This window comes from Vibrio sp. 2304 (assembly GCF_033339475.1).
Taxonomy (GTDB): domain Bacteria; phylum Pseudomonadota; class Gammaproteobacteria; order Enterobacterales; family Vibrionaceae; genus Vibrio; species Vibrio alginolyticus.
This window is the reverse complement of record NZ_JAWOUQ010000024.1, coordinates 21,069-27,068: the sequence shown is the minus strand read 5'-3', so window position 1 is coordinate 27,068 and position 6,000 is coordinate 21,069. Positions and strand designations below refer to the sequence as shown.

Sequence of the window (6,000 nt, the reverse complement as noted above, 5' to 3'; positions counted from 1 at the left end):
TATGCGTTGGTTTTGGTGTTTAAGGTGGTATGCGGTGGCTTTTGTATTGCGTTGCTCACACCTTAACAGGGCGTTAGTTCGCAACGTCTTCGAAAGTAGAGGTAGAAATTGAATAAACAAGCAAAAGTTATTTTGTGGTCTTTGTTTGTTGTTTTGCTAATGCCAATATTGGCTTACATATACAAGTTTGGTCTTGGGCTTTGGGATAAACCAGATGAATGGTCCGATTTAGGAGGTTATGTCGGGGGAATATACGCTCCAATTCTTTCGATTGTTACGTTGGTTGTCATATCGATACAAATATTTATACAACATCAACAATATCAGCATTCATTGATTCAGCATCAAGAGGAACAAATCAAAGAGTACTTAACTGCTCTGGAACAAGCATTAGACGTTGAGGTAGGAGAAATAAGCTCGCGAGATTTTCTTGTAAGCCTATGCCGAGATGTATCTAAAGATACAATCAAGTTGATTCCAGCGGAGTTGGTTATGGATTTTAATCAATGCAATCATAGACTTTACTCAATGTGGTGTGAGGTCATGAAATGCCTCGCGGTTTTAGAGAATATCTCAAACCAAAATGTCTATAACAAGGTCGTGTTTGCATCAAACAAAAATAAAGTCATAGCATACCTAAACCCTCAAACATGCAGAATGCTCGATAGGTTTCACTTTATATTTCTTTGTAAATGTGAAGAAATTAACGTCCACATCGATACTCAAGGTCTTAAATATTACTATTCAGATCTGAGAAATGGTGGGTAGCGAACTAACAAACTGTTTAAGAGGGATTCGCAACGCGTGGCATTTTTACTATGCGTTGGTCTAAGTGATTAAGGTGGTATGCGGTAGCTTTGGTATTGCGTTGCTCACCCCTTAACAGGGCGTTATACCTTTAGAGGGAAAAATGGACATTGTACTAGGTACATACAAAGATCCTGTTTATGGTCTTGATTGGCATGAGCAAACTGATGGCATTGAAGCCTCAATTAGAGAGCTACTTAGCAAATCTGCTCTACCAATTGAGCTTTCAATTCGAGAAAGCAACATTGGTCGGGGTGCTGATTACCCAGTTACAGTAATACAAGTTCTTTCAGTTTTAGGCTTGGTGGGTTTTGTTATTCCGGAAGCACACAAGCGTGTAAGGGAGTCTATCGAAGAATGGTCTCGTATAAAGGGACACTTCGTAAAGCTTCAAAAGTTACTGTCTCGCAATCATCGGATTATTTCACTACCTGAAGAAGTCTTGTTCGTAAAGTCTGTTGAAGCGCTGCTTACTGAAACAGAAGCGAGTGACGCTGTATTTATTCGCTGTGACTCAATTCATAGTGTTGGTAGCTTCGAGAAATTTGCAGGCTTAAGAGGTTTCTACTTTGATTGCCAAAATAAGCAATGGCGTGTAGTCATTGATGGTTTGGGCACCGTGAAGCTAATAGAACAGGTATAACAAACTGTTTAAGAGTGATTCGCAACGCGTGGCATTTTTACTATGCGTTGGTTTTAGTGTTTAAGGTGGTATGCGGGATCTTCGGTAGTGCGTTGCTCACACCTTAACAGGGCGTTAGGGCTATTTGAGGAGCCTACACTTCTAAAGTTTACTTTTTTGACTACACCAACACGCACCACATTTATGGCATTTAAATGCGGTACATCTACAACGAGCGTGAATATCTCTATATAGGGCATGTCCACAGCTATAACAACTTCCAGCTTTTGTATTTATTATTAAGCCATGCTCTTGGGAGGTGACTTCATAAAATGGGTTACTTTCACTTTCATACTCAACAAATGTGAAAAGCTCAGTTTCAGAAATGATAGTATGAGACAGTCCAAAACGGCTAAAATAATCGGGGTAATCACGAATTATTCGAGATTTCATTTCGAGGTATTCTAGCTTCTTAACATGAGTATTTCGGTTATGTAGTTCGATTTTTCCAGGTAGTTCAGAACGTCTTTTTAACTCGAGTTGCCTCTTACGCTCATGTAATTTAGTTTGCTCGTCAGCTTTCTCTTGCTGAGACTTCTGCCAGTTGATATATACGCGAAGTGTTGATGATGCTTCTGCTGGAGAAAGTCTTTCCTATTCTTCTGCCAGTTCGTATTTGTCATAACTCTGTAGTTGAACCCTTTTGGGGTTAAATGCCCATACAAATCTTTTGTCTTCTCGCTTTATGCTCAGATCTACAACAAGTCTACCTCGTTTGTCTTTTTTTCGTAGTACGATTAGGTCGCTAGAATTGAATGGCTGGTTATTCATTGGATCTGTCAATCCTACTAATGCTGATTTGTGTAGCGTATTGTACCACTATAGTTGGCACCACGCCGTTAGTTTAGCCCTAACAAACAATTTAAGAGGGATTCCCAACGCTTGGCATTTTTGCTTCTACTTCAATTTTAGTGTTTACGGTACAATGCGTTAAGTTGGGTGGTAGCGTTGCTCACCCCTTAATTGGGCGTTATGTTCTTGGAGGTTTATGGAAAACTTCAAAATTAGCAGAATCCACACAAAGTTAGGTATTTTCCGACTATCTGGAATCCTCAACAATGAAAGTGGTATTAAAAATATCAGCTATATTTCTGCTGAATATATGGGAACTGATGGCTGGTGCGAACTTAATTTACAGTCGGAGCATACTCAAAATTTACTGAGAGACATTCAAATTGAAGTGTGGCAGTACCTAGCGTGAGCAAGTCTGTGTTGCATCGACCAGGCATAGTTTTGTAAATATCAGTGGCTTCAAATAGCTACGAACATAACAAAGCGTTCAAGAGGGATTCTCAACGCTTGGCAATTTTGGTTCTAAGTTTAGCTTTTGTGTTTATGGCACAATAATTTAGGTTTGGTGGCTTGCGTTGTTCACCTCTTAACGCGGCGTTATGTACTTTAAGGAAAATTGTAACCAACTCTAAAGGATCGAGAGTGATAGATCATTTTGAAATTAAGGTAGTTGCATTCGAAGAATGTCGTGTGTTTTACAAGAATGTGCTAGAGCCATTGGGTATTGAACTCAAGTGGTCAGATGAAAATGCTGCTGGCTTTGGGCTTTCGTGCGAGCCAAATGTAAGGTTTCTAATTGAAAAAGGCGTCAGTAATTCTAAGTGCCATATTGCTTTTTCTGCATCAAACAAATTACAAGTTTCTGCATTTCATCAAGCGGGGTTATCTTTAGGTGGTAAATGCAACGGTAAGCCTGGTTTACGAAAACACTATGCTCCAAACTACTACGCTGCGTTTTTGATTGACCCTGAGGGCAACAATGTGGAGTCAGTAGTGTACCTTTAGCACGTACATAACAAATTGTTCAAGAGTGATTCGGCACGCGTGGCATTTTTACTATGCGTTGGTTTTAGTGGTTAAGGTGGTATGCGGAAGCTTTGGTATTGCGCGCCTCACACCTTAACAAGGCGTTATGCGCTCGCAGAAATGGAGATAATCAATCATGGAAGATTTAGCTAATTCGTTAAGAAGTTCTGGCCTAAAAGTCAAAATTAAAAAAGGAAAAATTGCAGTTCGGCTTGACGGGCTTTCAAATCCGGTTTCGATAATAAAAGATATACCTGCTGATGAGTATAAAGTGAAAACTAATGATTCGATTCTATCGATAATTGCCTGTCTTTTGCTATTTATTGGTCTGTCAGGTATTTATGAGTTTAGTGGTAATGCTTTGATAAATATTGCACTTATCTCCGTTTCTATATTGTCTTTTGTTACAGTGTTACTTACAGAGTTTAAGCTGACTAAATTACGCGCTACTGTAGTTGCTTTCAATCGTGGAGAACGCGCATAACAAATTGTTCAAGAGTGATTCGGCACGCGTGGCATTTTTACTATGAGTTGGTTTTAGTGGTTAGGTGGCATGCGGGGGCTTTGGTATTGCGTGCCTCACACCTTAACAAGGCGTTAGGCTACTAAGTATTTGCGTAGGTTTCATTCATTGAGCCTCAACAAGTAATTCGTTATTAAACATGAATAAGGAAATTGAGATGTTTAGTCATATTATGATTGGTACTGATGATATTGAAAGGTCGAAAAGTTTCTATGATTCTGTACTAGCCGTAATTGGAGTCAAAGAGTCAGTGGACAACGTGAATGATACGGGACAAAAACGATTTTTCTATTTCCATAATGGGTCTACGTTTTGCCTCACTGAGCCGATAAACGGTGAACCAGTAAGCTCAGCTAATGGTTCAACTATTGGGTTTGCATGTGAATCACCAGAACAAGTAAAAGAGTTCCATTCAGTTGCCATAGCCAACGGTGCTACTAGCATTGAAAGTCCTCCGGGCTTACGTGATAACTCTACGGGTAAAAAACACCTGTGCTACTTCTTGGACCTAGACGGACATAAAATCTGTGGTATGTATCGTTGTAAGTGATGTGCACTTATCAGCTGCGTAGCCTAACAAAGCGTTTAAGACGGATTCACAACGCTTGGCATTTTTGGTTTGTTTTGAATTTGGTGTTTACGGCACAATGCTTTAGGTCAGGTGGTAGCGTTGCTCACCACTTAACGCGGCGTTATGTTGTCAAAGATTAAGTATGAAGATTTTAATATTATTTATAGCGGCATTATTGTCTGGCTGCGCTGGTTTAATTGAAAGTGCTAGTTCCCCAAATTATCGAGAACACAAAGCTCGGGACAGTGTATCGCCTAGGAATCATAAAGGTTCAAGGAAAAACAAATTAGTCGGTACTGTTGTACTCACGTTTAATATTAATAGTCAGGGTGATGTGATTGACATAATGGTTACTGATTCTGTACCTAAAGGAGTATTCGATGCTGAAGCTGTGCGAATATTATCAAAACGGAAGTATGCGCCTTCCGAAAAAGGGGAAACTGGCCCTAAAAAAGCTAAGTTCGAGTTTAAAATTTGACACATAACAAACTGCTTAAGAGGGATTCGCAACGCGTGGCATTTTTGCTATGCGTTGATTTTAGTGCTTAAGGTGGTATGCGGCGGCTTTTGTATTGCGTTGCTCACCCCTTAGCAGGGCGTTATGTAGCCACGAGAGGACGGTAAGTTAAAAGGATTTATATATGTTAAATATTCGGCAAGCTCGCATTGAAGATATCAGTGTTATCAAGAAACTACAGTTTCAGCTTAATGAGTATCATCAAGCAAATTTACCTGATGACTTTTTATCACCGGAAGAAATTGAACAAAAAATAGACCTACACAAGATAATCAAAAGTGAAAGCTCGATTTTTCTGGTAGCCGAAAGCAAAGGGCAGTTAGTAGGTTTTGTTTTTGGTGAGCTATGGGTTCGTAAGTCTTGGACTCTCAAAGAGCGAAAGATCGCAAACGTTGAACAGATTGTTGTGGATTCATGCTTTAGGAGTCAAGGTGTTGGAGTGGCGCTAATAGCGGCATTTGAGGAAAGGGCTATTTCTAACGGCGGAGAAGAGCTGTTTTTAGAAGTATATTCCTTCAATGAATCTGCGTTAGGTTTGTATCGCAAAGCTGGTATTGCCCCCAAAATCCTAATTGGGCAGAAAGCACTAAGCTGAAAGTCGGCTACATAACAAATTGTTTAAGAGTGATTCGGCACGCGTGGCATTTTTACTATGCGTTAGTTTTAGTGGTTAAGGTGCTATGCGTAGGCTTCGGTATTGCGTGCCTCACACCTTAACAAGGCGTTATGAATAATTTGGTTAGGTGGTAAATTGGATAATATTGTAGTTTCAATCTTACTTGCTGCTCTAGGGTGGATGGCAATCCCGACGTTTGTCTTTTTTGCCTTGTTTTTTGTGGTTTGGTTAGTTTTGAAGTCGAAAAATAATGAGTTAATTCAAGGGCGCTATGTGATTTTGAAAGAGGTTGATTGTGTTCGAGGGCTGTGGTTTAGCATGCCTAGTTTCATGGAGGAGAAAGCATTTCTCCAACTACAAAATGGTTGGTTAAAAAGTCTTTTAAGGTTTATTTACCCTCTGTACTTTCTTTGGGATCTAACCTTTTTACTTGCGACGGTAGCATTCTGACTAATGGCTGGTTATG

Annotated in this window: 9 protein-coding genes; all 9 read left to right on the top strand. The window is 39.8% G+C overall.

Annotated features, from left to right (window positions below):
- The first annotated feature begins 108 nt into the window (after nt 1-108).
- A complete protein-coding gene (locus R7P64_RS23570) occupies nt 109-768 on the top strand; it encodes a hypothetical protein (protein ID WP_033907388.1) in 660 nt (219 codons plus the stop codon).
- 142 nt (nt 769-910) lie between these two features.
- The gene (locus R7P64_RS23565; protein ID WP_140275572.1) at nt 911-1,450 is read left to right on the top strand and encodes a hypothetical protein; all 540 of its coding nucleotides are present in this window, start codon (nt 911-913) and stop codon (nt 1,448-1,450) included.
- A 1,027-nt stretch (nt 1,451-2,477) separates the two neighbouring features.
- The gene (locus tag R7P64_RS23560) at nt 2,478-2,690 is read left to right on the top strand and encodes a hypothetical protein (RefSeq protein ID WP_005376999.1); all 213 of its coding nucleotides are present in this window, start codon (nt 2,478-2,480) and stop codon (nt 2,688-2,690) included.
- 233 nt (nt 2,691-2,923) lie between these two features.
- Nucleotides 2,924-3,286 (top strand): VOC family protein, encoded by a 363-nt coding sequence (locus tag R7P64_RS23555; RefSeq protein ID WP_005378522.1) that lies wholly within the window; start codon nt 2,924-2,926, stop codon nt 3,284-3,286.
- Nucleotides 3,287-3,443: 157 nt separating this feature from the next.
- The gene (locus R7P64_RS23550; protein ID WP_031780756.1) at nt 3,444-3,791 is read left to right on the top strand and encodes a hypothetical protein; all 348 of its coding nucleotides are present in this window, start codon (nt 3,444-3,446) and stop codon (nt 3,789-3,791) included.
- Nucleotides 3,792-3,987: 196 nt separating this feature from the next.
- A complete protein-coding gene (locus R7P64_RS23545; protein WP_213971326.1) occupies nt 3,988-4,380 on the top strand; it encodes a VOC family protein in 393 nt (130 codons plus the stop codon).
- A gap of 163 nt (nt 4,381-4,543) precedes the next feature.
- Complete coding sequence (locus tag R7P64_RS23540; RefSeq protein ID WP_031781252.1) at nt 4,544-4,879, top strand: energy transducer TonB; 336 nt, start codon at nt 4,544-4,546, stop codon at nt 4,877-4,879.
- Between the two features lie 163 nt (nt 4,880-5,042).
- Nucleotides 5,043-5,513, top strand: a complete 471-nt coding sequence (locus tag R7P64_RS23535; RefSeq protein WP_318124033.1) for a GNAT family N-acetyltransferase — start codon at nt 5,043-5,045, stop codon at nt 5,511-5,513.
- 156 nt (nt 5,514-5,669) lie between these two features.
- Complete coding sequence (locus R7P64_RS23530) at nt 5,670-5,984, top strand: hypothetical protein (RefSeq protein ID WP_222712702.1); 315 nt, start codon at nt 5,670-5,672, stop codon at nt 5,982-5,984.
- Nucleotides 5,985-6,000: the final 16 nt, after the last annotated feature.